Source organism: Streptomyces sp. NPDC040432, assembly GCF_055595445.1.
The window spans coordinates 324,506-350,967 of record NZ_JBVIVP010000001.1 but is presented as its reverse complement, the minus strand read 5'-3'; the positions used below and the strand labels follow the sequence as shown (position 1 = coordinate 350,967).

Sequence of the window (26,462 nt, the reverse complement as noted above, 5' to 3'; positions counted from 1 at the left end):
GGTTTCCGGATCGGGTGAATCCATCCGATTGATCACCCGCCGGCGCACCGGGGCCGTGGGGACGACCGTCGGGGCGGTCCCGGGGACGGCGGCCACCGGCCGGCCGGCCGCCAGGAACAACAGCCGGGCCGGCGGGCCTTGCCCGGCCATGCCCCCCACACAGGTCCACTGCGTCCGCGTCGACCGGCAGTTGCATCGGGGGCGCAGCGCGCGGCGGACCGGCGTCCCCGGCCCGGTCCGCGGCGGACGCGGCCACGCTGCCCGGCGCCGGGCAGCGGTCGCGTGGGGTCCGGCGCACCCGCCCGGTGAGGCCCGGTCCGGCCAACGCCCGTCGGGTCGACCGCAGGTATGCCAGGAGCGGCCCGCGCGACGACCCGGCGACCGGAGCCGCCTCGGGCGACGCCCGCCACCGATCCGGACAGGCGGCACGGAGATCCACGGGCCGCCGGCCCCGTTCCCCGACGCACCGTACCGATCGTGCCTCCACGCGACGATCAGCGTGTTTCCGCGCCGCCGCCGTGAAAGCGACGGCGGCGGCCGCTCCGGAGTCCGCATCGGGTGGCCCAGCCACCCGCCGGCGCCGACACGGCTCCGTCGGCGGCCCGTACGACGACGAGCCCGTCGCCCTCGAAGCGGATCCGGTCGCCGACCGCGAGGAACAGCGGCTCGGCGAGCTCGTAGGCGTATCCGTCGTCGGTCACCAGGGCGTTCACCACCACCAACCGCGTGATCGAGGTGGTTCCGTCGGCCATCACTAGCATCCCGTGATGATGCCATTCCGTGGACCCCGCCCCCGGAGGATTTCTCCGCGGCCGATGGGCGCCCGCCCGCACCCCGACGGTACGCGCGACGAGAAGACCTACGTCTTCCACGGCGCCGTCGCCGCGGCCCGGCGCCGCCCGTGGGATGCGCCCAGCCGCCCAGCACCTGGTCACGCCCGACTTCCTCAGCCGCCGGCGTCGTCGTCCCCTACAGTGCGGAAGTCATGACGGCACTCTCATGCTTCACCTTCGTGCGCCACCTCGACGGTCTCCGCCACTTCTTCGAACGCGACGGCGAGCGCCATGGCCGCCCCGCCTATCGCCGAACGGACGGGAACGTGTGGTGTGTCTGGTCGCCGACCGTCGGCTGGCACTGCGAGATCGCCGACGGCCTGGTGACCGCCCATCCCGTCGACAGCCACGCCGACGCCCCCGAACCCCCCGCCACGGTCTGGCGCAGCTTCAAGAACGACCGCTCCTACCTCTACGACCTCCGGAAACCCGACCCCGAAGCGTGATCCGCCGGACAGTGCCTAACGGCACAGCGCGACGATGGCCGGGTCCACCCGGCCCCGGGCCGCCGCGCACAGCGGGGCCATGTCGAACGTGCGCCGCGGGGCGGGTCGCTGCTGCGGCGCCTCCTGCCGCCGGCGCGGTTTCGGCGCGAGTGCGGGGGCAGGGGCCGGTGCGCGGCGTACGGCCTTGGGCGGACGGACGGGCCGTGCGGGAGCGGTCCGGCGCGGCGGCCGGTCCCCGGCCCGGCCCGGCGCGGGCCGCTCGGGCGCGGCGGTGGCGGGGACCGCGCGCTTCGCGGGCGCCGCCGCGCCCGTCGTCCCGTCGGAGGTCGCCGGCGCCACCGTCCCCGCTTCGGGCAGCGGCCCCAACGGCCATGCCCGGGACTCCGGTTGCCGCGGTGAGGGGCTGCCGGTCACCGCTCCCGAAACCGACGCCCCGACGGGAGCCGGCGGACGTACGGTCACGCATCCGGCGGCCAGCAGCACCACGGCCGGCATGACCACGGCGAGCAGCAGCGGCAGCAGGGGTCGGGGCGGTGGCGGGGACGCGGGCGACGGCCGGGGCGGGATCACGGACGGGGACGGAGCTCGGCGCGGCTGCATTCGCCCAGCCTGCCGCACCACCGTGCCCCGGGACGTCCACCATCACACTGATGGGTGAGAACCGGAACGGACGACGGCTCAGGTCGTGCAGGTGACGGTGTCGCGCGGCGTGTAACGGGTCTTCATCGTCTCGCGCTTCACCTCCGCACCGCCCTTGACGAAGATCCGGTCGACGGCGACGTCGAAGCCCTCCAGCGGGGACTGCGGCTCGCACTTGGGGCCCGTGCCGGTCCGGGTGGCGGGCGGCTTGACGTTGGTGCGGGGGCCCTTCTCCGCCTTCACCTCGTCGTACTTCTTCGTGCCGAAGAAGGTGATGGTGACCGACGAGTCGGTGGCTTCCGCCTGGATGTACAGCGCCTTGCCCGAGTCGTTGGTGAACCGCAGGTCGAGGCTGCCCCAGGCGACGGTGGCCTCGCGGCCCTCCGGGTAGCGCTCGATGTAGAAGGAATGCGCCCCGTATTCCACGGGCTTGACGCCCGCGAAGAACATGGCGTTGAAGACGGTCGTCGCGACGGCGGAGACGCCACCGCCCGCGGCCTTCTCGTACACCCCGTTGTTGATCATGATGCCGTCGACGAAGCCGTTCTCCTTGGTGCGTTCGCCGACCCGCTGGTTGAAGCTCCACGTCTCGTCCGGCATGACCACCGAGCCGTTTATCAGCTCGGCGGCCCGGCCTATGTTCGTCGTCCGGTACGGGGCCCGCTCGAACGGCACGGTGAACGAGGACACCTGCTCCTTGAGCCCCAGCCGCGCCACGCTCTCCCGCGTCAGCCGGGGCTGGACCTCCTCGGTGGCCACCTCGCCCGAACGGGCCGCCGCTCCGCTGCGCGTGAGTAGCGGCAGTACGGCCTTGCCCAGGGTCGCGGCGGTGACCTGGCGGCCCGTGCGGCCCTCCTCGGCGACGTCGACCTGCCCGGCGGCATCGACCCGCAGCTTCGCCTCGACCGCTCCGGGGGAGGCCTGGCGCAGCGGCCCGCCGACGGCGGGATCGGCCAGCAGCGCCTTCTCGTCCAGTACGGGCACCAGGCGGCCCGTGCCGTCGTCCTTCATCGACAGGTGCTTGCCGAGAGCCGCCGCGGGGACGGGGACGCGCTTGCCGGCGACGGTGAGGGTGATGGGTGCCGACATGGCGGGTTCGCCGAACTCCTTCAGAGCCCGATCCGTCTCCTGCTGTCCTATGCGGGGCTCCGTGCGCCGCACGGGCAACTCCAACGGGTCCGCCGAACCGGCGGGTCGCGGGTAGGCGGCGTGCAGCGCGTCGAGCGAGCGGTCGACGTCGAGGGCGATCCCCGCGGCGGGCGCCGTGGCCTTCGCCCTGCCCTTCTCGAAGCTCACCGAGCCCTCGCGGGCCCCCTGACCGGTCTTCTTGCCGATGCCGTCGAGTGCCGCGCGGGCCGCCTTCTCGTCGAACCTGACCACCGGGCGCACGTCCGGGTCGCCGGAGGCGAAGAGCCGCCCGATCACCGTGAACGGGTCGGAGCCGGAGCGCGCGGCGCGGTCGACGGTTCCGGCGGTGTCGAGCGACAGGCCGAGCGTGGCCGGGGTCGCCTGCTCGGTGCGCCCGCCGATCCGCAGGCCGAGCGGGGCCGTCGCGGACGGTCCGAGGTCCCGGGCGAGGGCCTGGCGGGCCTCCGGGCGGCTCATCCCGCCTATGTCGACGCCGCGCACCTTGGTGCCCGGCGCGACCTCCTCCCCGGCGAGGAGCAGCCCGGCCGCGTACAGCCCGCCGAAGGCGAGCACCGCGGCGCCTCCCGCGACCCCGACGACCATCGGCGCGGTCCACCGCTTTCCGGTGGCCGTGCCGGTCTCCGTACGGGGTGCGCGTCGCATGGCTGGGCTGTCTCCTGGGTCCGGGTACGTGGTCGGACCGGCGGTTTTCACGCCGCCAGCCCGCATCGCGGACGGTATCAAGATCGACATAACCAGGTCATAAGGAGGTATAGCGAGGGTAAAGCCGATCCGGGCGTTCCGCCCGATGTCCGCCGTAACCCGGGGACCGCGCCCGCTGTTGCACAGCCCGGCGGGTCCACCCACGGTGAACGGAGTTCCGATGCCGCAGCTGACCGACGATCCCGGACGGCCGGGCACCTGGATGACCCCGCAGGAGTACGGCGCCTCGCGCGCCACGCTCTGGACCGCGGCGGTCGTCCTCGTCACCGACCCCGACGGACGGGTCCTCGTCCAGAGTGTCGACTACCGCCCCGACCGGCTGCTGCCGGGCGGCGCCGTGGACGCGGGGGAGTCGCCCGCCACCGCGGCGGCCCGCGAGATGCGCGAGGAACTCGGTGTCGAGGGCCACTACCCGCACGGTCTCGCCGTCGACTGGATCCCGGCGGACACCCCCGGCTTCCCGCCCGAGATGGGCTTTCCCGGCGAGATCCTCCACGTGTACGACGGAGGCACGTGGGACCCGGACCGGATCCGGTCCGTGCGGCTCCCCGCCCAGGAGGTCACCGGCATCGACTTCGCCGAGCCCGCCGACCTGACCACCCTGATGGAGCCCGCCGACGCCCGCCGCGCCCTGTCCGCCCTGCGCGCCCGGATCGCCGGGGGCGGCCCAGCCCTCCTGGAGGCGGGACGGCCCACCACCCCCACCGCCCTGGACCGGCTCGGTGTCCTACGCACCCGTCGGACCGCGCAGCACGGCGCCTGGACCCCCGGCCCCGTCCCCGCCCACCTCCCGGTACGGGAGCGCTCCGGCTGGCTCTTCGCCCCCGACGGCCGCGTCCTGCTGCTCGTCGCCCGCGCGACCGGCGCCGTACACCTGCCATCGCCCACCGCCGAACCGGCCGTCGCCGCCACCGCGCTGGGCTACCGCTACGCCGAACGGGGCGCCCTCGCCCGCACCGCGGCCCGGCTCACCGCCGTGACCCCGGCCGCCGATCCCGCGTACGCGCGTCTGCTGGCCACACCGGAACAGGTGCGGGAGCTCAGCGACTGGGGTCCTGCGGGCCACCACGAACTCGCGGCCGTACACACCGCCCGAGCCCGGCTCTCCCTGCCCGCGCCGCCCCGCACCCCGCCGACGGAACTCCCCGAGCAGGGCCTCCGCTGGTGACGGCTCCGCCGCGACCCGACCAATCCGGTACCGGGGGCCGCCGGTCCCGCAGCATGGGCCCATGACCGACAGTGACATCACCTACACCCTGTACGTCCAGGCCGACCCGGCCCGGGTCTGGCAGGCCCTCACGGAGCCAGCCCTCACCCGTCGCTACTGGGGCCTGAGCTTCGAGACGGACTGGGCCGTGGGATCAGCCATGGCCTGGGTCGAACGCGGGGCCCGCACCAGCGACCCCGAGCAGGTGGTCCTGGACTGCGTACCGGACCGCAGACTCTCCTACACCTGGCACACCTTCACGCCGCAGTGGGCCGCCGCCGTCGGCATCGACGAGGAGCTGCGCGCCGAGCTGGCCGGCCAACCGCGCACCCGGGTGACGTACGAGATCGAGCCCGTCGGCGACACCCTGGCACGGCTCACCGTCCACCACGAGGGGTTCGTGCCGGGCGGCACCCTCGTCGGCATGTGCGGTCGCGCCTGGCCCCTGCTGGCCTCCAGCCTCAAGACCCTGCTGGAGACGGGCGCCCCACTGCCGGAACCCGGGCACGACCAGGAGCAGGGCTCCGGCGGCCACGAGGCCCACGGCCGCTGAATCCGGCGGCCCGCGGATCCGGGGTTCCTACCGGCCCCGGGTTCCGGGCTCGCCGGCCGCGGATCCCGGCACACCCTGTCGGCCCCGGACGCGCGGCCCCGGTCCGCCCTGATCGACCGCCCCCGGCACCGGCCCTACGGGACCCTGCGCGCCCTTCGTTCACCCCGGTCGTGTGGAATGGACACATGGGGATACGCGAGCACCAGACGATCCGGGAGCAGGGCGACGACCCGGCGGACCAGAGCGGGCAGCCGCTCCCGGGTCCGGTTCCGCCGGCCGTTCCGCCGCGGCCCGCCCCCGGCCGCTCGGGCTACGCCGGGCACCTCGACCGCCTCGCCGCAGCCGCGGGCACGGCGGCCGAGGCCGAGGCGGTCGCCGCGGTCCTGGGCGACCCCGACCCCGTCATGGCCGACAGCGCCGTCGTCACCCACCTCGACCGGCGGGCCGTGCGGCTCCCGGCGGCCGGGGCGTTCCCCCTTTGGGCGAGCGCCCTGCGGCCCGCCGTCGACGGACGGGCCTTCCCGGCCCGCCGGCTGCGCGAGTGGACCCTGCTGAAGGCGATGGAGGCCGGTGGCGCGTGGTCGGCCGCGGAACTCACCGCCGCGTCCGACTGGTGCCAGCACACCGCCGCCCTGTCCCCGGCGCCGTACGAGGCGCTGGCCGTCCTCGCGGCCTCCGCCCGGACCGGCCGCGCACGCGACGCCGCCGCCCAGCGCCTGCGGCGCCTGGCCCTGTCCAAGGATCCCTGCCCGCGGTAGCACCGGTCGTCGGACCCCACCGCCACCCGACGGGAGGCCGACGGGAAATCGACCACGAACTCGGCCGCGGACGCCCCGAGCCGGCACCCGTTCCGGGTGTTGCCGGGGGCACCGGGCGGCCCCACACTCATCCCCAAGAGCCGTACACCGGGGGGTAGTCGTGTGGCTTGCGTACGTTTTCGTTCCCGCCGCCGTCCTGCTGGCGGCGGTCGACCTCCTGCGGATCCTGGCCCACCGCCGCCTGACCCGGCCCAGGGCGCACACACCCCGGCCGGACGGGGACGCACTGACGATGTACGAGGTCGCCTACCTGCGCAACGGCAACACGGCGGTCGCCGAGACCGCGATGGCGGCGCTCCACCTCGCGGGGCGGCTGCCCATCACCGCGGACCACCGGCTCGACCTGACCGGACGCCGTCCGCGCGATCCGGTGCAGGCCGCCGTGCTCGCCCGCAGGAGCGGGGGCGACGTCCGACCGGCCGCCGCCGTGCGCGACGAGGCGGCCGATTCGACCGCCGTGGCCGAGATCGGCGCCGGTCTCGTCGCACAGGGGCTGGCCGTGGACCGGGCCCGCGAGCCCGGTGTCACCGCCGTCACCGACCTCGAAGCCGGGGTGGCGTCCCTGGTGGGCGTCCTGGGGATCGCGGCGGCCGTCTGGTCGGCCACCACGGACGGCCCCTGGCACTGGCTCCGGCCGCTCGGGGCCTTCGCCCTGCTCCTGGCCGTCCGGGCGGGGTGGTACGCGCGCCGCGACGTGTGGCCCTGTGCGAGGCCCGCGAGCCCCGCCGGCCGGGCCCGGTACGAGCGGGCCCTCGCGGACGAGAGCTGGGAACCCAGGCCCGGCCGCGGCACCCTCCTGCCGGTCGGGAGCCGCAGGACCGTCGCGGAGGTCAGCCGGAACGGACTGAACGCCCTGACGCTCCCCGCCCTCGCCCTGGCCGTGGTCGGCGGGCCGGGCCCCGAGGAACCCGACGATGCCGACCATGACGACGATGACGACGATGACATCGACACGGACGATCACTCCTGCTCATCGTCGTCGAGCCCGTCGAGCCCGTCGGTTTCCTCGACCGGCGATCGTGACCGGAGCGTCTCGGACCCGCCGTCCCTCGGCGCGGGCTGTGCGGGCTGTGGTGGCTGCGGGGGCGGTTTCTGAGGCACGCGAACGGTGTTCGCGACGCGGATCCACCGCCGAAGTGGAAGCAGTCCCTTCAGCGAAGTCTCGTCAGACGCCAGTACGAGGGCTTATGGTCCTCAATACCTGGCCAGGTATCAGCGTTGAACCGATGCCACTCCACTGGAGGATGACTCTCCGTGTCGCACGTTTCACAGGCTCCCGTCACCACCCCCGACGATGAGCCTGCACCGCCCGTCCCCCGTTCATACGGCGAGGTCAAGGGCTGGTTCTCGGCGCATGACCAGGTGCTGTTCGACTGGTTCCTCACCCGCCAGAACCAGGACGCCGCAACCCCGGGTGACATCCTCGAACTGGGCGCCTTCATGGGCAAGAGCGCCATCTTCCTGGGCGGATACCTGCGCGACGGTGAGGAGTTCACCGTCTGCGACCTCTTCGATTCCCCCGCGCCCGACGACTTCAACCTCGCCGAGACGCGTGACTCCTACCCGACGCTCACCCGGCGCGGGTTCGAGACGAACTACCTGGCCTTCCACGAGGAACTGCCCACGGTCATCCAGGCGCCGACCTCCGTGGTCTCCGACCGTGTACGGCACGGGAGTTGCCGCTTCGTCCACATCGACGCCTCGCACCTCCACGAGCACGTCGTCCAGGACATCGACTCCTCACGGCTGGTCGCCGGCGAGGACGCGGTGGTCGTCTTCGACGACTACCGCTCCGAGCACTGCCCGGGCGTCGCTGCCGCGGTCTGGGCCGCGGTCGCGGCCGGTGAGTTGCGGGTGATCGCCGTGTCGCCGCTGAAGCTGTACGCGACCTGGGGCGACCCCGCGCCCCACCAGGCGGCCATGCTGTCCTGGCTGGAGGAGGGCGACACCGGCCTGTGGCACGGCGTGGACGTCGTCCACGGCCGCCCGCTGGTGCGGATCGGCGGTGATACCGCGACGGCGCCGCCCGCGCCGAAGCCGCTGAAGGAGCCCGAGCCCGAGCCGGTGGAGCCCGTCACGCCCGCGCCGGTCGCCGCGCGGCCCGCGCCGCGGCCGGGCGCCCGATGGCGCAAGCTGGCCAAGGACCTGCTCCCGCCGCTCGTCACCCGGGCGATCGTCCGCCGGCGCCGCCGGGCCTGACCGGCGTGTACGACGCCGGCCCCCGCCTCGGGGGCCGGCGCCCGCCTCGGGGGCCGGCGCCCGCACGTCACAGGCCCTTGCGGACCCGGGCGGCACGGCGGGCCTCGGCGGCCTGCCGCGCCTCGATGGTCTTGCGGGACTCCTTGCCCTTGCCGGGGCGGCCGGGGCGGGTGCCGATCCCGCGGAACCCGAGGTCGGAGCCGCTGGGCCGGCCCTTGGCGTCGGTCGGCGCGGACCCGGAGAGCGGCACCCCTGACGGGGCCTTCGCGCCGGTGATCCGGCTCAGCGCCGCCTCCCCGGAACGCACCTGGGTGATCGTCGGCCGGATCCTGGCGTCGGCCATCAGGCGGACGATGTCCCGCCGCTGGTTGGGTGTGACCAGGGTGACGACCTTGCCGGACTCGCCCGCGCGGGCGGTCCGCCCGCCCCGGTGCAGGTAGTCCTTGCTGTCGGCCGGCGGGTCCACGTTGACCACCAGGTCGAGGTCGTCGATGTGGATGCCCCGGGCGGCCACGTTCGTCGCGACCAGGACGGTGATCATGCTGTCCTTGAACTGCCCGAGGGTGCGGGTGCGCTGCGGCTGGGACTTCCCGCTGTGCAGTCCCTCGGCCCGGACGCCCATGGCCCGCAGGTGCTTCACGAACTGGTCGACGCCGTGCTTGGTGTCGAGGAACATCAGCACCCGGCCCTCGCGCGCGGCGATCTCGGTCGCCGCCGAGATCTTGTCGGCCGCGTGGATGTGCAGCACGTGGTGGTCCATCGTGCCCACGGACGCCGACTGCGGGTCCACGGAGTGCGAGACGGGATCCTTCAGGTACCTGCGCACCAACTGGTCGACGTTGCGGTCCAGGGTGGCCGAGAACAGCATCCGCTGCCCGGCGTGGTGGCACTGGTCCAGGATCTCGGTGACCTGCGGCATGAACCCCAGGTCACACATCTGGTCGGCCTCGTCGAGCACCGTGATCCGTACGCGCTCCAGGTGCACGTCCCGTCGCCCGACCAGGTCGCTCAGCCGTCCGGGCGTGGCCACGACGACCTCCGCGCCGGTGCGCAGCGCGCCCGACTGGCGGCCGATCGACAGCCCGCCGACGACCGTGGCCATCCGCAGCTTCAGGGCCTGCGCGTACGGCGTCAGGGCCTCCGTGACCTGCTGCGCCAGCTCGCGCGTGGGGACGAGGATCAGGGCCAGCGGCCGCTTCGGGTCGGCCTGCTGCCCCGCGGTGCGGGCCAGCAGGGACAGGCCGAAGGCCAGCGTCTTGCCCGAGCCGGTGCGGCCCCGGCCGAGGATGTCGCGGCCCGCGAGGGAGTTCGGCAGCGTCGCCGCCTGGATCGGGAACGGCTCCCGCACCTGCTGCTCGGCCAGGGTCCTCACCAGCTCGGCGGGCAGGTCGAGCTCCTCGAACGAGGTCACCGCGGGCAGCGCCGGGGTGGCCGTCCGGGGCATCGTGAACTCGCCCTGGGGGCCGAGGGTGCGGGGCGTCTTGCCGCCGCCCTTGGCGCCGGGCCTGGAGCCTGCCTTCGTTCCGGCCTTGATGCCGAAACGCCCGTGAGCTGACGGGTTCTTCATGCAGAACCTTCCGTGAGGAGAGCGAGCGCGGGGGATGGACGGGACGGTGAACGGCGACGAGCCGGGGTCCGTACCCCTTCGGTACGGGCCCCGGCTCGTCGTACGCGTCCGCGACGGGTGCAAGCGCCCCGCGCCTCAAAGTTTCCCGCCCATTTTACCAGTCGGTCACTCCGCGGGCGGGGGGCCGATCTCCCCGGCCCGGACGCGGGTCAGGTGGGCCTGCATCTCGGCCGTGGCCCGTCCGAACCAGTCGGCGATGACGGCGATCTCGTCGGGGGAGTAGTCGGCGAACAGTGCCCCGAGCCGGGCGTAGAAGGGTTCGTAGACGGCGACGACCCGCAGGGCGGCGGCCGGGTCGGCCACCACCCGTACCCGGCGCCGGTCGGTGGGGTCCGGGCGGCGGTGCGCGTATCCGGCGCGTTCCAGCCGGTTGATCACCCCGGTGACGGCGCCGGTCGTCAGCTGGGTCAGTTCGGCGAGGTCGCCCGCGGAGAGCGGGGCGTCCCCGGCGCCCAGGACGTGGCCCAGGCAGGTGAGGTCGGTGACGTTCAGTCCGAGCAGCTGCGCCACTTCCTGTTGGCCGATGAGGCCGAGGGCCACGTACTGGTCCATGCGCGCGATGGCCTCCCCGGCCGTGGCCGGGGGGCGGGACTTGCCGTGCACCCACACACTCCTTAGTATCTAAGTTACTTAGCTCGTGAGATAAAAGATCCTGCTCCGAGCGTACTGGCGCCCCCACCCACAGGGAGAATCATGAGCGCGCACGGCGACGTCGACCTCGGCCACACCGTGGCCGGTTGGACCGGAACCATCCTGGCCCTGCTGGGCTGCACCGGGGCGGGCGTCGCCCTCTGCGCGGCCTGGACGCCCGGCATCTGGCTCGGCCTCGGCCTGGTCCTCGTGGCGGCCGTCGTCACGTGGTTGCTCCACCTCGCGGGTTGGGGCAAGCCGAGCGGCCCCCGGCCGCGCGCCGAGTGGGACTGGCGCGTCCGGGACGCCACCGCCCGCGCGGGACACGCCGACTGCCTGGGTTGCCGCGCCGGCGGCCCCCGTCGGGCCGCCGCTGCCCGCGCCCCCCGACCGGCCGCGTCGCTGCCCGTCGGGGAGGGGGTGGCGTGACCCGCGGGTGATGCGGTCGTGTGTTCGAAGTGCCACGGTTGGCCGCGTCCGGAGTGTGCCGCGAGTGGCGGGTGGGCACTATCGAAACGGCTGCACGCGCGGCCCGCGTGGAACGTTGAGAAGGATCAGTACTGATGGCAACTGGCACCGTGAAGTGGTTCAACTCGGAGAAGGGGTTCGGTTTCATCCAGCAGGACGACGGCGGCCCCGACGTGTTCGTGCACTTCTCCGCGATCCAGACGACCGGCTTCAAGGAGCTGGCCGAGGGCGCGAAGGTCGAGTACGACGTCACGCAGGGCCCCAAGGGACCCCAGGCCGAGCAAGTGGTGACGCTGTAGCACCACTTCGCGAGCCCGACCTGCGACGAGGAGCCCCCGCCGGCCACCGGCGGGGGCTCCCGTGCGCGGTGGGCCGGGGCGTTCCGGGTCAGTCGGTCGGGGGCAGGGCGCGGTGGAGGGCCTTGAGCAGGGTCCAGACCCGGTCCGCGAGTGCGGACGGGGCGGTGTCCGGAACCAGTCCGTGCAGCCAGTCCGCGAGGACGCCGGTGAAGGCCGCCGCGACCGCCGACGCGACGAGGTCCGCGTGCGGGGCCCCGACGGCCAGCCGTTCGCCGCGCGCGCGGTCCCGCAGTTCCCGGTGCAGGCGCTCGCCGAGCGGACCGCCGCCGCCCGGCAGGAGCAGGCTCCGGTACAGGGCCGCGTGCCCGGCGACGCCGGACAGGTACTCGGCCAGCGCGGCCGGCGGCCGGAGCGGGGCGACCGAGCCCGGGCCGGTCTGCCAGGCGTGCAGGGCGTCGACCGCCGCGTGCACCACCTCCGCGCAGGCGTCCACGGCGAGGGCGGGGAGGTCCTCGTAGTGCAGGTAGAAGGTGGCGCGGCCGACGCCGGCCCGCCGTACCACCGCCGAGACGCTGACCTCGGCCAGTTCGCGGCCCGACCCGCATTCGGCGAGCAGGCTCCCGCGCAGCCGCGCCTTGGTCCGCGCGGTCCGGGGATCCTCGGACCGCGGCCCTTCCGGGCGGGGATCCGGCGTCGTCACGCGGCGAGCAGCGCGGCGCCCAGGGCGAGCGCGCCGGGCAGGGCCTGGGCGAGGAGGATGCGCCGGTTGGCGGTCGCGGCCCCGTAGACCCCCGCGACGATCACGCACACCAGGAAGAAGACCTGCGTGGCGAGGGAGTCGATGACCAGGCCCCAGATCAGCCCGGCGGCGAGGAAGCCGTTGTAGAGCCCCTGGTTGGCGGCGAGCGGGGCCGTCAGCCGGGCGGTGTCCGCGTCGAATCCGGACAGCGCGCGGCCCGGTGGCCGCTGCCACAGGAACATCTCCAGGACCAGGAAGTACGCGTGCAGTGCGGCGACGACGCCGATGAGAACCTGAGCGACCGTGTGCACGGCCACCTCCACTCCGTCCGGACGGACCCCGGCGTCCCCGGCGGCCTCGACTTCCTGGACAACTGTACAGGAAGTCGAGGCCGTGGACAGGGGCGATCGGAGTCCGTCCGCTACCCCTCCCCAGCCGGCAGCACGGAGATCGCGGACACCGGGCAGGCCCGTGCGGCCTCGCGCACGAGCGGGCTGCCGTGGCCGTCCTCGCGGCCGGTCAACACCTCCCCGAAGCCGTCGTCGTCCTGGGTGAACACCTCGGGCGCGGTGAGCGCGCACTGCCCGGCACCGACGCAGACGTCGTGGTCCACGGAGATCAACATGCCGCTCACCAGGTCACGGGCAGTTCGACCATGCCCTGGATGGTGTCCCCGGGCTTGAACGGGATCCGTTCCGGATCGGCGGCCAGCCGCAGCCGGGGCAGCCGCTCGAACAGCGCGCCGAGGGCGATCTCCATCTCGGCGCGGGCCAGGTTCTGCCCGAGGCACTGGTGGATGCCGAAACCGAAGGCCAGGTGGTGTCGGGTCGGCCGGTGCCAGTCGAGGGCGTCGGGCTCCTCGAACACCGTCCCGTCCCGGTTGATGACCGAGGTGGCGAAGACCACCCCGTCGTCCGGACGGATCGTGACCCCGCCCACCTCGATCTCCGAGGTCGCCACCCGCAGCATGCCGTCCGCGATGGACAGGAACCGCATCAGCTCCTCCACCGCCTCCGACATCAGGGACGGGTCGGCGCGCAGCTCGGCCAGTTGCTCCGGATGCCGCAGCAGGGTGAAGGTGCCGAGGGAGATCATGTTCGCGGTCGTCTCGTGCCCCGCGACCAGCAGGATCACCGCCAGGGCGACGAGTTCCTCCACGTCCGTCCCGCCGGTCTCCAGGTGCGTCGCGATCAGCTCGTCCAGCAGGCCGTCGCCGGGATCGGCGCGCTTGCGCAGGATCAGCGCCTCCAGATAGGAGTCGAGCCGCCGCCGGGCGTCCTCGACATCGGCCGGTTCGGGGCCGCGCAGCAGCCGCCGCGACTGTCCCTCGAAGAACTCGTGGTCCTCGTACGGAACTCCCAGCAGGGCGCAGATGACCGTCGACGGGACCGGTAGGGCGAAGGCGGAGACGAGTTCGGCCCCCGGGCCGCGGGCCACCATGGCGTCGATCAGCCGGTCCACGGTCTCCCGGATGCGGGGACGAAGGGCCGCCGTCCGCTTCAGGCTGAAGCTCGGGATCAGCATCCGGCGCTGCGCGTTGTGCTCCGGGTCGTCGACCCCGAGGAGGGCGGTGCGGCGGTTCCGCAGTCCTTTGAACCGCGCGGTGGGGGTGGGGAAGGCGTCGTTGGTGCGGTCGGTGGACAGCCGGCCGTCCGCGAGCAGTGCACGGGCCTCGGCGTGGCCGGTGACCACCCATACGGGACGCCCGTCGAAGAGGGTCACCCGGGACAGCGGGCGTGCCCCGCGGAGGGGCTCGTACGCGGTGGGCGGGTGGTAGGGGCAGGTTCGGTCCTGTGGGAAGGCGATGGCTCCGGACGTGCCTCCGGAAGCGGTTTCGTACGTGACCTCGGACGTGGCTTCGAACATGGGACAACACCTCGCAAGCGATGGTTCCGTCGCGCCGGACTCCATTACATGCCTCAGGCACCTATCCGATCCATGTCACTTTCGGCCAGACTGCCCGGGTTCACCCGCGGGGAGTCACCCCGACCCCGAACGGGCCGCCCGGGGTGACAGGCCTACAGGTGGGCGTCCAGGAACGCGCGGAACCCCTCGCGGCCCAGCGGCCCCGCGTGGGAGGCCACCGCCTCTCCCGCCTCGACGAGCACAACGGTCGGGGCGCCGGTCACGCCGAAGCGCCGGGTGGGCCCGGGGCAGCGGGTGATGTCGGTGCGGACGGCGGTCAGCCGGGTCCCGTACTCCTCGGCCAACTCCGCGACGAGGACGTCCATCGCCCTGCAGGCCTCGACGGCCTTGGGCCAGGTGCCGATGAAGTAGGCGAGGACCGGGCCCTGTGTCATGCCGACGATGAAGTCGAATTCCTGGTCCTCCAGTGGCCGGTGTACCCGACGGGCCATGGGCGGTGCTCCTCAGTTCGCGTGGCGGTGATCGACAGCGTAGGCGGTTCCGGCGGCCCCTTGCCCGGCTCCGTTGTCAGTGGGGCCTGTGAAGCTGGGCCCATGGACGACAGGATGCTGCGGCGCCGGGTCTACGGCGCCGACCACGACGATCCCGACCCGGGCCCGCGCCCCGGGCACGCCTACGGCGAACTCGTGGGAGGCCCCCTCGACGGCCTCCTCCTCGACGTCACCGGTTGGAGCGCTCCACAGCTGGCCGAGGAGGCCCGGCTGCCGACCGAGATAGGACGCTACGGAGCGGGCGGCCGCGCCCACTACCGCCGCCGCCCGGACGACCCCTCCCGCTGGGACTGGACCGGGGACAGCCCCTGACGATCCGGCCGGGCGGCCGAGTTCGTCGCGGCCCACGAGGCCGTGTGCGAGCCGGCGGAGCCGGAAGTCCGGGAAACCGCCGAGTACTTCGTCAAGGCCATGCGCTTCGAGGTCGAGGAACGGGAAGCGGCCGAGGAGGGCGATCGCGTCGACGACACCCTGTTCTGCCGGCGCTCCTGACCCTCCCCGGGTGTCCCCGACGGAGCGCCGGACCCCGTGCGCCACGATCCGGGCGCGGCCGAGCCCCCGGTCCGCCGACGTGCGACCGGGGGCTCTGTGCGGCTCTTCCCTCGCTCCCGCCCGATCGGATGCGGGGCGCGGGGTCCGAACTCCGGACGGCTCAGCCGGAGGTCGCCGAGCGGCTCACCTTGCGGGCCCACAGCACCAGCGGGACCTGGAGCGGAAGCCGCCCGACCGCCGCGGCGAGCCGGGCGGGGGAGCCGTCGCGGGCGTCGACGGCCATCTTCACGTTCGCGGGGAGGACGCCCACGAAGAAGGCCGCCGTGGCCATCGCCGCCCACCGGCGGGTCCGCGGGTGCGCGACGCCGACGGCGAGCGCGAGTTCCACCGCGCCGCTCGCGTACGTCCACCCGCGCGGGGTGCCGGGGAGCGAGGCCGGGACCATCGCGTCGAACGGCCGGGGGGCGGCCGCGTGCGCCACCGCGGACCCGGCCAGGAGACCGGCGAGCAGCAGCGGCGAGGAGGGGGTGCGGGGCATGGGGAGTCCTCTCGGAGTGGCCTGGGGCCGCGATCCTACTCGCGGGTAGGGGCGGTGTGCGGCGGGTACGGAGACGGGTCGCAGCGCGTCGGGTGGCCGCCCCGGAAAAATCTCCGAAGAATTTCCTCCGGAGCTGTCGATCCGGGCGCCTCCCGTTCGACGCACAGGTGAGAGGCGGGAAAAGGCCCCGCCCCCCACGACCGAGGAGACACCATGCCGCGCTTCCTGACGATGATCCGCATCAACGAGCAGGCCCTTCCGCCGGAGGAGTTCCCCGCCGACTTCCAGGAGCGCATGGGCGCCCTCCTGGAGGAGATCACCAAGGCGGGCGTCATGCTCGACACCGCCGGCCTGCTCCCCACCTCCGAGGGCACCCGCGTCAGCTGGGCCGACGGGAAGATCAGCTACACCGACGGACCCTTCACCGAGACCAAGGAGGTCGTCGGCGGCTACTCCCTCAGCCAGTGCAAGGACAAGGCCGAGGCCGTCGAATGGACCCGGCGCTTCCTGGAGATCCACCCCGCCCACTGGAACGTGAGCGCCGAAGTCCGGCAGATCGACGAGATGTGATCCAGGCGGCCCCGCGCCGCGTTTGCCCTGCCTCGTCACGGCTGCTCTGATGGGTGGCCGTGACGGCAGTGAGTACGACCCGAGCGGTCGAAGCGGTGTTCAGGATCGAGTCCGCACGGATCATCGCGGGAGTCGCCCGCATCGTGAACGACGTCGGCATCGCCGAGGAACTCGCGCAGGACGCCCTCGTCGCGGCGCTCGAACAGTGGCCGGTTTGCGGCATCCCCGACCGGCCGGGGGCCTGGCTCACGGCCACCGCGAAACACCGCGCGATCGACCTCGTCCGCCGCAAGGACACCTACGCCCGCAAACTCGCGGAGGTCGGCCGCACCCTGGAGGACGTACCGGCCCCGGACGAACCCGCCGACCCCGAGGACATCGACGACGACCTGCTGCGCCTGGTCTTCACGGCCTGCCACCCGGTCCTCGCCACCGACGCCCGCATCGCCCTGACCCTGCGCCTCGTGGGCGGCCTGACCACGCAGGAGATCGCCCGCGCCCACCTGGCCTCCGAACCGACCGTCGCCCAGCGCATCGTCCGCGCCAAACGGACCCTCGCCAAGGCGGCCGTGCCCTTCGAGGTGCCCTACGGCGCCGACCGCGAACAGCGCCTCGCCTCGGTCCTGGAGGTCATCTACCTCATCTTCAACGAGGGCTACTCGGCCACTGCCGGGGACGACCTCGTCCGTCCGGCCCTGTGCGAGGACGCCCTGCGCCTGGCCCGGGTGCTCACCGGGCTGATGCCGAGCGAACCCGAGGTGCACGGCCTGTGCGCCCTCCTGGAGTTCCAGGCCTCCCGCATCCCCACCAGGACCGGCCCCGACGGAGAGCCGGTCCTGCTCGCCGACCAGAACCGGGCCCGCTGGAACCGGCTCCTGATCCGACGCGGCGTCGAGGCCCTGCACCGCGCCGGCGTCGGCCCGTACTCCCTCCAGGCCGCCATCGCCGGCTGCCACGCGGCAGCCGTCCGCTACGAGGACACCGACTGGGCGGCCATCGCCGCGCTCTACGGGCGGCTCGTCCTGCTGATCCCCTCACCGGTGATCGAGCTGAACCGGGCCGTCGCCGTCTCGATGGCCGAGGGCCCCGAGGCCGCCCTGCCCCTCGTCGACGCCCTCACCGAGGAGCCCGCCCTGCGCTCCTACCACCTGCTGCCGAGCGTGCGGGGCGACCTGCTGGAGCGGCTCGGACGCGGGCCGGAAGCCCGCGCCGAGTTCCTGAGGGCGGCGTCCCTGACGCGCAACGCGCGCGAACGCGACCTGTTGCGGCGCCGCGCCGACGCCCTCTGAACCGATCCGCCGAGACCCGGTGCCCGACGGGCCCGTGACGAACCGGCGACGCCGGACGGGCGACGCCGGACGGGCGACGCCGGACCAACCCGAGTCAGACCCTGACGCGCCCCGGCTCCGGCCGGCGGGGAGCCGTCAGCGCCACCGGCCTGCCGAAGCCCCCGGAACGGGCCACGGTCTGCACCGTGCGGCGCAACGCCTCCTGGAAGTCGCCCATCGTGCGCCGCGCGGCCGGGGTGTCCACGTACAGGGAGTTCATGTGCAGCCCGTCCGCGTCACGCTGGAACCACGAACAGGCGCCGTTGGCCCGGGCCGACCACACGTGCGTCGTGGGCCGCCACTCGTCGTGGCGTTCCGCACCCCGGCACCTGCGCATGTCGATGTACGAGAAGAAGTTCACCGGGTACGGCCACGCCCGGGCGGCGAACTCCTGCGGCGCCAGCAGCTCCCAGGCCCTGACGAACGGCACGTCGATGTGCCCGATCATCTCGCCGAACCCGGCCCGGACGGAAGCCATGACCTGGGTGAAGTCCAATCCGGGCGAGGCGTCGAACTCGATCGGCATCGTGTTCACGAACCATCCCACCGAGTCGCTCCAGGCCTCGCGCCCGCGTTCGCTGACGGGCATGAACCCCCGGTAGACGCCCGGGCCCCCGGCCTCCCGCAGACACACGCCGACGGACCCGAGCACCCCCATGAACGGCTTAGCACCGGCCTCCAGACAGACCTTCTCGAAGACCTCGGCCTCCGCCGCGTCGAGCAACGAGGAGGCCTCGTTGACGATCGGGTACATGCGGTCGGGCTCCACGCCCAGATCGAGGGGGAACCGGGGGAAGAACTCCCCGTTGCGTTCGATGAAGGACTTCCAGTAGCCGAGGCGCTCGTCACCCGCGTCGATCGAGAGGTAGCGGCGGCGCTGCTCCTCCGCGAAGTCGAGGTAGCTGGGCGCGGGCGGCAGCACGGCCTCCTCACCGACGACCAGGGCCTCGTAGGCGGTCAGCACCTCGTTGACGACGATAGGCATCGACATGCCGTCGCACACGATGTGGTCGAAGGCGAGGTAGACGGTCGCGGAGTCCGGACGCAGAACGGCGCCCATGGTGAACAGTGGCCACGACAGGGTGTCGATGCTTCGCTTGAACCGCTCGACGAGGAAGTCCCGCACCAGGGCCGCGTCGTCGAACGTCGCGATGTGCTCCGCCTCCAGGGCCAGTTCGTCAGGCGCGATGGGCTCGCACGCCAGCTCGCCGGCCAGCCGCCGGAACTCGCACCGCAACACCTCGTGCCGTTGGACGAATCCCAACAGGGCCTGTGCGAGCAGTGGTTCGTCGAGCACTCCGTCGATCTCGAAGGTCACGGCGACCCACGACGCGACCGGGTCGTCGGCCGCCCGGCTGGCCTCCGCGACGGTGAAGTGTTTGTCCTGGTTGAAGGATGCCCTCCTGCCCGCCGCGTCGCTGCGGTCCCCGGCCGGCGCCGCCGTGGACCGCAACCGCCACTCGACCACCCGCCCCGGTGCCACGTGGTGCATGTCCAGAGGAAATTGCCGCATTCCGTCATCCCTTCGCCCCCGAGTCAACCCCGTGCGCCTAACGACACCCGGACCGAGGAAGTGACGCCCGTGCCGTCTCCGCAGGTCGGCGGGGGCGGTCGGGGGCGGTCAGAGGCGGGAAGGGGGCTCGCCGGAACGCCGATGATGGTCCCGCGTCCCGGCAACGGCGCCGGACTCGCCGACCGTCGCCCCCTCCGCGTCGTGGCGCCGGACCTCGATGTGGTCGGCGGCCAGGTCCACCGCGACCCGGTCCTCCATGCCCAGCGCCTCCAGGAACTTGGGCGGCAGCTGGACCCGCCCGCTGCGGTCGAGCATGACGTACTCCCGTTCGCTGATCGACTCCGCGCCGTGCTCGTCGGTGACCGTGCGGCGCAGGACCTCGCTGCTGGTGCGGCCGTCGCGGATCGCCACCGTGCGACGGACCTCGCCCGCCACCATCGGGTCGTGCGTCACGATGACCACGGTCGCGCCCAGGTCCCGGTTGACCGAGCGGAACGCCTCGAAGACCGTGGCGCCGGTCTCCGAGTCCAGCTCACCGGTCGGCTCGTCGGCGAGGAGCACCGCCGGGTCGTTGGCCATGGCCACGGCGATCGCGACGCGCTGCTGCTGCCCGCCGGAGAGCTCGGCCGGGCGGCGGTCCCCGAGCCCACCGATCTCCAGGGCCTCCAGCAGCAGCCCGACCCGCCGCGCCCGTCGGGCTGCGGCTCCGCGCCCGCCACCTTTCAACTGCATCGGCAGCGCAATGTTCTGAGCAGCCGTCAGGAACGGCAGCAGGTTGCGGGCCGTCTGCTGCCAAACGAAGCCCACCGCCTCGCGGCGGTAGCGCAGCCGGTCGCGGCCCGACATCTCCAGCAGGTCGTACCCACCGACGCTCGCCTTCCCGGCGGTCGGGACGTCCAGTCCCGCCAGGATGTTCAGCAGTGTGGACTTGCCGCTGCCGGATGCCCCGACGAGAGCGACCAGGTCACCCCGGTCCACCGTCAACTCCAGTCCCTGGAGCGCCTGGACCTCCACGCCGTCCGAGCTGAAGATGCGTACGAGACGGTCGCAGACGATGGCGGTGCCGGCATCCCGCGCGCGGGGTTCGGCGGCGGCCAGCGCCTGCCGGCGCAGCTCCTCGAACGTGGGCGCTTCGCTGTTCAACGTTGGTCTCCCGCTCTCAACTCGGTGATGATCTGGCGTCGCCCGGACACCGCGGCCTCGGCGAGCACGGCCACTGTCGCCAGGGCGGCCATGCCCAGGGCCGGGACCAGTACCGGCGGGACGGCCGGCCGCAGGCCGGCCGGCACGTCCGCGCCCACCAGCGCCGACAGGTCCACGGAGGACCCGAGGACGGCCACCGAGGCCGCCGCGGTCAGGAACCCGCCGAGCGTCGCCGCCAGCAGTTGCGGCAGCGACTCCGTCAGGACCAGGGCGACGCCCTGCCGCGGCCTCAGCCCCATCGTGCGCAACCGGGCCAGCAGCGCACCCCGTTCGGGGGCGGCCCGCACCAGTCCGAGCAGGACCGCCAGCAGCGCGAACCCCGCGGCGCCGGCGAGGGAGGCCAGGAACAGCCGCCCCGCCGCGTGCTGGAGGGGACCCGAGTCGAGGCGGGCTGCGACCTCCGTGCTCGTGATGACGAGGAACCTGTCGGCCGAGGCGGGGGCGTTCTCCCGGACCAACGCGCGCACCCGGTCCGGATCGGCCCGCCCCACGGCGAACCAGTGGGTGGCGTCGGCCCCGTGCGGTACCCGGGCGGCCACCTGGCCGGCGGGCAGCACGATGGTGGCCGATGCCGTGCCCGGCCGGGCGGGAGTGCCGTCGACCACCGCGGCCTGCCTCACCCGGACGTCCGCACCGTTCCCCAGCCGCACCCGGTACGCGCGGTCGGGGGCGCTCCCGGACAGGTCCTTGCTGAACAGCGCGGGGACCGGCGCACCGCCGTCCGCGCCGCCCAGCACCGCGGGGTCGAACCCGCCGCGACCCGCCGTCCGCGCCAGTTCGGCGTAGGCCGCGGGCTCGGCGACGATCACCGTGGCCGGTACGGAGCCCCGGTCGGTGTCGAAGACGTGGGCCTCGGTGTCCACCCGGACGCCCAGGGCGGTCCGTACGCCGGGTAGCGCGCCCGCCGCCCGGGCGAACTCCTTCGGCACCGTCTCCCCGGGAGGCGCCACCACCTGGACGTCACCGCCGGCCTCGGACCGCGCCACCCGGAGGCGGGACTCGTCGACGCCGGCCAGCACGGCGGCCCCGAACCCGCCCGTGGTGACGGCCAACAGCAGGGCGATCAGCGGCAGTACGGAAGGTCGTGCCGTCCGGCCTCCGGAGCCGCGGGCGGCCCGCGCCAGACCGAGGAAGCCGACCACCCCGGCCCGCCGCGCCCCGGCCCATGCCAGCGCCCGCACGGCCGACGGCTGGATCCGGGCCAGCACGAGCCCCCCGGACAGGGCGATGAGCAGTGGCGCGGCCACCAGGAGCGGATCCGGCCCGGCTCCGGCCGGGGCGACCCCGCGGCGCCGGACCTCCATCACGGCGGCGACGGTCGCGGCGACGACGAGCAACTCGGCCACCAGCCGGCGCCGGGGCGCGGGCTCGCGCGGAGGCGACAGCAGCACGAAGGCCCGTACGGGGAAGGCCAGCAGGGCCACGAGGGTGACGGCACCGGCGGCCAGCAGAGAGGGCGCCAGGCGCGGGGTCGGCAACAGCAACAGCGCGGGCACGGCCGCGAGGACGGAGGCCGGCAGCACGGTCACGGCGCCCTCGGCGAGCAGCCGGCGCAGGATCCCGGTGCGCGACCCGCCCCGGGCCCGCAGCAGCAGCAGTTCGTCCCGACGCCGGTCGCCGGTGAGACCGGCGGCCAGCAGGAAGACCACGAGGGCCACCCCACCCAGCCCGGCCGGTCCGATGGCCGCGAGCGGCGCGGCGGCCTGCTGTTCGGCCCGTACGTCCCCGAACAGGCGCAGGACCTCGGAAGTGATCCGCAGATCGGGGCGGCCCGTCCGCGACGCCAGCTCGGAGGCGGTGGGTCCGGCGACGAGCGCCGAGATCTCGTCCGTGACGCGGGGCAGGGTGTCGACGCGCAGCCGGTCCGTGTCCACGGGCAGCCGCCAGAAGTCCCTGGAGCCGTGGCCCCACGGGGCGATCCGCTCCAGGGCGTCGGGACCGACCAGGGCGGAGACGAGCCAGCCGCCGCTCGGGGGCACGCAGGGCTTGGTGGCGCAGGACTTCGCGGGCACGCAAGCCTTGGTGGCGCAGGCCAGGTCGGTCCAGTACGCGCCGGAGGGGTCCTGCGCGGTGTAGAGGCCGACGACCTCGGCGGTGACCGGCAGGGAGAGCCCGTCCAGGGGCTTCAGGACCGTGCCGACCTTGGCCTTGAGGGTGTCGGCCGCGCTCCGGGACAGGGCGACGGGAATCGGACCGCCCCCGGCGCCGCCCCCGGGCCAGCGGCCCTCCACGAGCCGCGCGTGCTCGGCGGCCCGGGGCAGGAACAGCAGATTGGCCTGGGGCGGCTGTTCGTCGAGGACCGCGAGCTCGGGATTGGCCAGGGTGCGGGGCTTGTCCCCGATCGCACCGTGCACCGGGCCGGAGGCGGCCAGGCCGAAGGAGGGGCCGGTACGGGCGACCAGGGTGGCCAGCAGGTCGTCCAGGTCCTTCGGGGACGGATCGTCCGGCCGGGACTCGGCGGTCGCGTACAGGCTGGTCCGGGCCGGGCCGCCGGCGCGCAGGGAATCGCGCAGCGCCTCGTCGGCGCCCCGGTCGAGGGCGCGCGGCAGGGCGGTGGCCAGCAGCACGGCGACGAACGCCAGGACGGCCGTCAACAGCGTGGCGGACGGAGTGGCCCGCAGCCGGGTCCACACCCACGGCGTCCGCCGGGCGGCGGTCCCACGGCCCTCGGGGGCCGGCCGTGCCTCCCGGCCACCGGGGAACGGGCTGGTCACATCTCCTCCACGTGGCGCAGTCGGGCGGCCACTCCTCGGTCGCGGCGACCACCGAGCACGGCCGCCAGCAGCGGCACGGCGGCGATGACGGCGGCCAACGACACCATCGCGAACCCCGGCAGGTCCACCCGGACCTCCGGGACGGGCCGGCGCGCCCCGGAGGTCAGGATCATCAGCGGCACCGTCGTGTGCACGATGGCGGCGCCGAGGACGAGGCCCACGGCCGTACCGAGCCCGACCAGGACGCAACCCTCGGCCGCGGCCGCCCGGGCCAGGGCCCGCCGTCGTGCGCCCAGCGCCAGCAGGATCGCGGACTCCCGGGCCCTGCGGCGCGCGGCTGCGGCCGCCGAGGCGCCGAAGCCGATGGCCGCCAGCACCGCACAGGCCGCGGCGAGGGCCGCGAGGGCGGTCTGCGGGCCGGCGCTGAGCGGGTCGTCCAGCAGTTCGGCGGCCACGTCCTCGCGCAGCAGCACCCCCTGCGATCCGGTGGCCGACCGCAGTTCGGCGGCGGCACGGCCGGGTGCGGGGTCGTCGCCGGAGACGGCGGGCAGCCACCACTCGTCGGGTGCGGGCAGGGCGTGCCCGTCCATGGCGCCGAGCAGCCGGCCGGCGGCGCCGACGTCGACGGCCACGGCACGGTCTCCGACGACCGGGAGGGAGTCCACGGCGCCGGTGATCCGCACGGGGACGACGTCCATGCCCAGCCGGACCCGGATCACGTCTCCCACCGCGGCTCCCACCGCGCCGAGGTAGGCGCGGGTGGCGAGGCCGGGCAGCGCCGGCGGAGCGCTGCCCGCCGGGGTGGCGGTGAGCACCAGGCTGCCGGTCGCGCCGCCCCGGTAACGCAGCCGCAGCAGGCTCGGGGAGGCGTCGTCGGTGGGCAGCAACCGGCCCGCGAGCACGCCGTTGCCCAGGGGCGGGGCGGTCAGGTCCCAGGCGGGCGCGGGCACCTGGACGGGCACCGCGGGGCCGTCGGGTGCGCCGGCCACCGAGAGCCGACGCACCGTCAGTTCGCCGCCGGGTGGGTCGAATTCGTCCGACGGGGCGAAGAATCCGGGTTCGGCGCCGTAGGCCAGTGCGAACCCGGTGATGGTCAGGGGCGGGGCGGCGGCGCCGAGCGGGGCGCCGGCCAACGCCGCGACGTCCACGGACACGGTGCCGTCACCGTCCTCCGGCAGCGCCGCCACCGGTGTCCGGTGGGTCAGGCCGAACCGGTCCCGCAGCAGGACGGCCAGCCGGGGGCCGCCGCTCGCCCGCTCCGCGCGCAGCGTCACGTCGACGTCGATCCGCCGGGGCACGCCGGGCAGTTCTATCCCGGTGCCGCTCCCCGGTTCCACGGAAAGGGGGCCGAACAGCTCGCTCATGGGCCGCCCGTCCCGCAGGTCGGCCCGCAGCGGCACCGACCGGGCGACGGCGGCGGAGTCCAGCGCGAGGAGTTCGCCGGTGCTGGTGTCGGGCAGGGCGTGCGGTACGCGCAGTACCGGAGTGACCCGGTCGCCGCCGGGCAGGGCCGCGTACCGGCCGCCCTGGCCCAGGGGCGCCAGGTCGCTCCCGGTGATCCGCAGCCCTCCGGCCGTGCTGAAGGAGGCCTGGTCGCGCTGCGAATCGGACCAGGCCGAGTGCTGGCCCACGGCCAGGACACCGCTGGACACCGCGAGGACCAGCAACAGGACGGGCCCGGTGGCCGCCGCGGGACGGCGCGCGAGCTGCCAGCCCACGAGCGCCTGTCCGAGGCCCCGGCCCCGGGCGGCGAACCGGCCGCCCAGCCGGGCGGCGAACGGCAGCACCCGCAGGACGAGGAGGGTGCCCGCGCACAGGGCGAGGGTGGGGGCGGCGACCAGGACGGGGTCCACGCCGAACCCCCCGGGGTCCCCGTCCGGCGCGGCGGACTCGGCGCCGCTGTAGCGGTCGAGCTGCCGGTAGGCCAGGAAGGCGAACGCGGCCACCGCCAGGTCGAGTCCGGAGCGGGCGGCGGCCGACACCCGGGCCCCGCGCCGTCCCGCGAGGAGCCCGGCCGACGCCCCGCGCAGGACGGACGGCAGCACGGCGGGCAGGACGCACAGCAGCGCGCAGCCGGCCGCGACCGGCCACAGCACCCAGGTCCCCCCGGTCTCCATCGGCACCCCGGCCGGCGGGCCGTGGCCGGCGGCGACGCGCAGCAGGGGCGGGGTGAGCAGCGGGGCGAGGACGGCGGCCGGCAGGGCGAGCAGCAGCGACTCGGCGGCCGTGAGCAGCCCGAGGCGGCGGCGGGAGGCGCCGCGCGCGGTGAGCAGGATTCGTTCCGGTTCCTGCCGTTCCGTCATCAGTCGGGCGACCAGGAGCAAGGTGGCCGCGGCCAGTACGGTCAGCTGGAGCGCGCCGACGGCCAGGGTGGAGCGGGCGACCCGCTGGGCGGTGTCGAGCCCCCGCAGGTAGGTCGGGAGTTCGGTGGCGATCGCCGGCCCGGACGGCTTGGCGCCGGACCCCTCGGCGCGCTCGCGGACCCCTGCCACCTGCGCGGTCGTCGCGTCCGAGAAGTCGGGGGTCAGGAGCGTGGCGCGGCTGTTCTGCACCAGACCGCCGACGGTGAACACGGAGTCGTGGACGAGCATCGGGCCGTAGGTGGCGAAGCTGCCGACCTGGAGTTCCCGGCCGCCGACCGGGTCGAGCCGCCAGTACGGTGCGTCCCGGTCGGCCGCCCGGTAGACCCCGGTGACGAGCACGCTCAGCTGCGGGCCGCCGTACCGGTCGTCGAGGCGCACCTCGGCGGGCAGGGCCGCCGCGTCCAGACCGAGTCGGGTCAGCGCCGCCTGTGGCACGGCCACCGGGACGCGGGTCGGGCCGGGCGCCACCGGCTCGGGCCAGTCGCCGGCGAGGAGTCGTGCGCGGCCGCGGTCGAGGGTGGCGAGCACCGTCAGATCGGCGTCCTTGCCCGCGGTGGTGCCGGCGCCCGGCAGTCCGTACGAGCGGCTGCGGGCCACGCTCTCGACGCCGAAGGGCAGGGGGCCGAACAGCCCGGTGCCGAAGGCGTGCGCGCTCTCGTCGTCGGCGGCGCGGGTGCCGGTGCCGTGCTCGGCGGAGAGGAGGACGGAGGTGTGCGCGCGTCCCGGGCCGGTCAGAGCCTGCCGCATCGCCGCGTCGCCCACGTTCCGTGTGAAGGCGAGGAGCGCGGTCAGCGTGGTCGTGGTGATGAGCGCGGTGAGCAGCGCGGCGGCCGCGAGCGGCAGTCGCCCGCGCATCCGGCGCACGACGAAGCCGACCATGTGCCTTCCTTCCCCCCATCCGGACCATAGGCCCCGGATAGCGGACGATGCTGTCAGATTCGATCAGACAGCGGAAGGGACTTGCGTGTTTCATGTGACAGATGAGCATATTCGGAATCGAAGGTGCGGAAACGAG

The 26,462-nt window shown here is 74.4% G+C and carries 27 protein-coding genes; 12 read left to right on the top strand and 15 right to left on the bottom strand.

Annotated elements, in window-relative coordinates:
* Positions 1 to 494: 494 nt before the first annotated feature.
* Entirely contained in the window at positions 495 to 761 is a 267-nt protein-coding gene (locus ACZ58N_RS01655; protein WP_471154282.1) for a hypothetical protein, read from the bottom strand.
* A 224-nt stretch (positions 762 to 985) separates the two neighbouring features.
* On the opposite strand from ACZ58N_RS01655, the gene ACZ58N_RS01650 reads away from it, so the two are divergent.
* Positions 986 to 1,279: a hypothetical protein gene (locus ACZ58N_RS01650; RefSeq protein WP_471154280.1), complete on the top strand. Its 294-nt coding sequence runs from the start codon at positions 986 to 988 to the stop codon at positions 1,277 to 1,279.
* Positions 1,280 to 1,294: 15 nt separating this feature from the next.
* Here the strand turns inward: ACZ58N_RS01650 and ACZ58N_RS01645 are convergent, their stop codons facing one another.
* Both ACZ58N_RS01645 and ACZ58N_RS01640 read right to left on the bottom strand, forming a co-directional pair.
* Positions 1,295 to 1,879, bottom strand: a complete 585-nt coding sequence (locus tag ACZ58N_RS01645) for a hypothetical protein (RefSeq protein WP_471154277.1) — start codon at positions 1,877 to 1,879, stop codon at positions 1,295 to 1,297.
* Positions 1,880 to 1,957: 78 nt separating this feature from the next.
* Positions 1,958 to 3,709: a VanW family protein gene (locus ACZ58N_RS01640; protein WP_471154274.1), complete on the bottom strand. Its 1,752-nt coding sequence runs from the start codon at positions 3,707 to 3,709 to the stop codon at positions 1,958 to 1,960.
* Between the two features lie 220 nt (positions 3,710 to 3,929).
* Between ACZ58N_RS01640 and ACZ58N_RS01635 the strand changes: the two genes are divergently transcribed.
* The 5 genes from ACZ58N_RS01635 (at position 3,930) to ACZ58N_RS01615 (ending at position 8,546) form a co-directional block, all read left to right on the top strand.
* Complete coding sequence (locus tag ACZ58N_RS01635) at positions 3,930 to 4,937, top strand: NUDIX domain-containing protein (protein WP_471154272.1); 1,008 nt, start codon at positions 3,930 to 3,932, stop codon at positions 4,935 to 4,937.
* 61 nt (positions 4,938 to 4,998) lie between these two features.
* The gene (locus ACZ58N_RS01630; protein WP_471154269.1) at positions 4,999 to 5,529 is read left to right on the top strand and encodes an SRPBCC domain-containing protein; all 531 of its coding nucleotides are present in this window, start codon (positions 4,999 to 5,001) and stop codon (positions 5,527 to 5,529) included.
* Positions 5,530 to 5,714: 185 nt separating this feature from the next.
* Positions 5,715 to 6,287: a hypothetical protein gene (locus ACZ58N_RS01625; protein ID WP_471154266.1), complete on the top strand. Its 573-nt coding sequence runs from the start codon at positions 5,715 to 5,717 to the stop codon at positions 6,285 to 6,287.
* Between the two features lie 160 nt (positions 6,288 to 6,447).
* Positions 6,448 to 7,443, top strand: a complete 996-nt coding sequence (locus ACZ58N_RS01620) for a TIGR04222 domain-containing membrane protein (RefSeq protein WP_471154263.1) — start codon at positions 6,448 to 6,450, stop codon at positions 7,441 to 7,443.
* Between the two features lie 158 nt (positions 7,444 to 7,601).
* Positions 7,602 to 8,546 (top strand): class I SAM-dependent methyltransferase, encoded by a 945-nt coding sequence (locus ACZ58N_RS01615; RefSeq protein ID WP_471154260.1) that lies wholly within the window; start codon positions 7,602 to 7,604, stop codon positions 8,544 to 8,546.
* 67 nt (positions 8,547 to 8,613) lie between these two features.
* Here the strand turns inward: ACZ58N_RS01615 and ACZ58N_RS01610 are convergent, their stop codons facing one another.
* Together ACZ58N_RS01610 and ACZ58N_RS01605 are read right to left on the bottom strand one after the other, a co-directional pair.
* On the bottom strand, positions 8,614 to 10,113 hold the full coding sequence (locus tag ACZ58N_RS01610; RefSeq protein ID WP_471154259.1) for a DEAD/DEAH box helicase: 1,500 nt from the start codon (positions 10,111 to 10,113) through the stop codon (positions 8,614 to 8,616).
* 165 nt (positions 10,114 to 10,278) lie between these two features.
* Positions 10,279 to 10,776, bottom strand: coding sequence for a MarR family winged helix-turn-helix transcriptional regulator (locus ACZ58N_RS01605; protein WP_471154257.1), 498 nt, complete (start codon positions 10,774 to 10,776; stop codon positions 10,279 to 10,281).
* Between the two features lie 90 nt (positions 10,777 to 10,866).
* On the opposite strand from ACZ58N_RS01605, the gene ACZ58N_RS01600 reads away from it, so the two are divergent.
* Both ACZ58N_RS01600 and ACZ58N_RS01595 read left to right on the top strand, forming a co-directional pair.
* Positions 10,867 to 11,232 carry an HGxxPAAW family protein gene (locus tag ACZ58N_RS01600; RefSeq protein WP_471154255.1) on the top strand — a complete coding sequence of 122 codons (366 nt, stop codon included), beginning with the start codon at positions 10,867 to 10,869 and terminating at the stop codon, positions 11,230 to 11,232.
* Between the two features lie 134 nt (positions 11,233 to 11,366).
* A complete protein-coding gene (locus ACZ58N_RS01595) occupies positions 11,367 to 11,570 on the top strand; it encodes a cold-shock protein (protein ID WP_383996267.1) in 204 nt (67 codons plus the stop codon).
* Positions 11,571 to 11,658: 88 nt separating this feature from the next.
* Here ACZ58N_RS01595 and ACZ58N_RS01590 read toward each other — a convergent pair whose 3' ends face one another.
* From ACZ58N_RS01590 to ACZ58N_RS01570, 5 genes are all read right to left on the bottom strand, one after another.
* Entirely contained in the window at positions 11,659 to 12,270 is a 612-nt protein-coding gene (locus ACZ58N_RS01590) for a TetR/AcrR family transcriptional regulator (protein WP_471154252.1), read from the bottom strand.
* The gene (locus tag ACZ58N_RS01585) at positions 12,267 to 12,620 is read right to left on the bottom strand and encodes a DUF1304 domain-containing protein (RefSeq protein WP_471154250.1); all 354 of its coding nucleotides are present in this window, start codon (positions 12,618 to 12,620) and stop codon (positions 12,267 to 12,269) included. The genes ACZ58N_RS01590 and ACZ58N_RS01585 overlap by 4 nt, the downstream gene beginning before the upstream one ends.
* A 110-nt stretch (positions 12,621 to 12,730) precedes the next feature.
* The gene (locus tag ACZ58N_RS01580) at positions 12,731 to 12,934 is read right to left on the bottom strand and encodes a ferredoxin (RefSeq protein ID WP_471154249.1); all 204 of its coding nucleotides are present in this window, start codon (positions 12,932 to 12,934) and stop codon (positions 12,731 to 12,733) included.
* A 5-nt stretch (positions 12,935 to 12,939) separates the two neighbouring features.
* Positions 12,940 to 14,175, bottom strand: coding sequence for a cytochrome P450 (locus ACZ58N_RS01575; protein ID WP_471154247.1), 1,236 nt, complete (start codon positions 14,173 to 14,175; stop codon positions 12,940 to 12,942).
* Between the two features lie 152 nt (positions 14,176 to 14,327).
* Entirely contained in the window at positions 14,328 to 14,666 is a 339-nt protein-coding gene (locus tag ACZ58N_RS01570) for a thioredoxin family protein (protein ID WP_471154246.1), read from the bottom strand.
* 102 nt (positions 14,667 to 14,768) lie between these two features.
* Between ACZ58N_RS01570 and ACZ58N_RS01565 the strand changes: the two genes are divergently transcribed.
* Both ACZ58N_RS01565 and ACZ58N_RS01560 read left to right on the top strand, forming a co-directional pair.
* Positions 14,769 to 15,038: a hypothetical protein gene (locus tag ACZ58N_RS01565; RefSeq protein WP_469377807.1), complete on the top strand. Its 270-nt coding sequence runs from the start codon at positions 14,769 to 14,771 to the stop codon at positions 15,036 to 15,038.
* A 42-nt stretch (positions 15,039 to 15,080) separates the two neighbouring features.
* Positions 15,081 to 15,218 (top strand): hypothetical protein, encoded by a 138-nt coding sequence (locus ACZ58N_RS01560; protein ID WP_471154243.1) that lies wholly within the window; start codon positions 15,081 to 15,083, stop codon positions 15,216 to 15,218.
* Between the two features lie 160 nt (positions 15,219 to 15,378).
* On the opposite strand, the gene ACZ58N_RS01555 is transcribed toward ACZ58N_RS01560, so the two are convergent.
* On the bottom strand, positions 15,379 to 15,756 hold the full coding sequence (locus ACZ58N_RS01555; RefSeq protein ID WP_471154240.1) for a DoxX family protein: 378 nt from the start codon (positions 15,754 to 15,756) through the stop codon (positions 15,379 to 15,381).
* A gap of 213 nt (positions 15,757 to 15,969) precedes the next feature.
* Between ACZ58N_RS01555 and ACZ58N_RS01550 the strand changes: the two genes are divergently transcribed.
* Positions 15,970 to 16,326, top strand: coding sequence for a YciI family protein (locus tag ACZ58N_RS01550; RefSeq protein WP_362877831.1), 357 nt, complete (start codon positions 15,970 to 15,972; stop codon positions 16,324 to 16,326).
* Positions 16,327 to 16,379: 53 nt separating this feature from the next.
* Positions 16,380 to 17,615, top strand: a complete 1,236-nt coding sequence (locus tag ACZ58N_RS01545; RefSeq protein ID WP_471154238.1) for an RNA polymerase sigma factor — start codon at positions 16,380 to 16,382, stop codon at positions 17,613 to 17,615.
* 94 nt (positions 17,616 to 17,709) lie between these two features.
* Here ACZ58N_RS01545 and ACZ58N_RS01540 read toward each other — a convergent pair whose 3' ends face one another.
* The 4 genes from ACZ58N_RS01540 to ACZ58N_RS01525 form a co-directional block, all read right to left on the bottom strand.
* A complete protein-coding gene (locus ACZ58N_RS01540) occupies positions 17,710 to 19,167 on the bottom strand; it encodes a condensation domain-containing protein (protein ID WP_471154235.1) in 1,458 nt (485 codons plus the stop codon).
* A 108-nt stretch (positions 19,168 to 19,275) separates the two neighbouring features.
* Positions 19,276 to 20,310: an ABC transporter ATP-binding protein gene (locus ACZ58N_RS01535; RefSeq protein WP_471154233.1), complete on the bottom strand. Its 1,035-nt coding sequence runs from the start codon at positions 20,308 to 20,310 to the stop codon at positions 19,276 to 19,278.
* Positions 20,307 to 23,084 carry a hypothetical protein gene (locus ACZ58N_RS01530; RefSeq protein WP_471154231.1) on the bottom strand — a complete coding sequence of 926 codons (2,778 nt, stop codon included), beginning with the start codon at positions 23,082 to 23,084 and terminating at the stop codon, positions 20,307 to 20,309. The genes ACZ58N_RS01535 and ACZ58N_RS01530 overlap by 4 nt, the downstream gene beginning before the upstream one ends.
* Positions 23,081 to 26,326: an FtsX-like permease family protein gene (locus ACZ58N_RS01525; RefSeq protein ID WP_471154228.1), complete on the bottom strand. Its 3,246-nt coding sequence runs from the start codon at positions 26,324 to 26,326 to the stop codon at positions 23,081 to 23,083. Before ACZ58N_RS01525 ends, ACZ58N_RS01530 begins: the two co-directional genes overlap by 4 nt.
* Between the last annotated feature and the right edge of the window lie 136 nt (positions 26,327 to 26,462).